Annotated in this window: 1 rRNA gene; it reads right to left on the reverse strand. The window is 55.1% G+C overall.

What is annotated here, in order from left to right:
* Positions 1 to 420: 420 nt before the first annotated feature.
* Positions 421 to 510: ribosomal RNA gene (locus tag CH305_RS28660) — 16S ribosomal RNA — on the reverse strand; the annotation flags it as partial.

The raw sequence follows: 510 nt of genomic DNA on the forward strand, positions 1-510 counted from the left end.
TCCTTCATCGGCTCCTGGTGCCAAGGCATCCACCGTACGCTCTTCATTACTTACAACAAAGATGCTCGCGTCCACTGTGCAATTCTCAAACAACACACACACTCCCACCGAATATCCACACCATGACCACCACCGAAGTGATGCGGTCTGCCAGAAAGCGGAAGCCTGCATAAATTGTCTTGCCTTGAAAGAAACACTCGCGTGTTCTCTCAGGACCCAACAGTGCATCGATATAACTCGCGTTCGATACCATCACCGACCTCCATGGGAGGCCGGCAACGAGAACCGAATGATGCGAGTTGGTTGTCAGTGTTCCACCCGTGAGCTCCCGCCGTTCCACGTGTGGGAACGAAACGGGCTCTGCCAGTCCATCATCCGAGCACCTGTGTGCTGGTACATGTCCTGGAGAATGCTCCTTAGAAAGGAGGTGATCCAGCCGCACCTTCCGGTACGGCTACCTTGTTACGACTTCGTCCCAATCGCCGATCCCACCTTCGACGGCTCCCTCCC

The sequence above is a fragment of the Rhodococcus sp. 15-649-2-2 genome (assembly GCF_002258645.1).
In the GTDB taxonomy this organism is placed as follows: Bacteria; Actinomycetota; Actinomycetes; order Mycobacteriales; family Mycobacteriaceae; genus Rhodococcoides.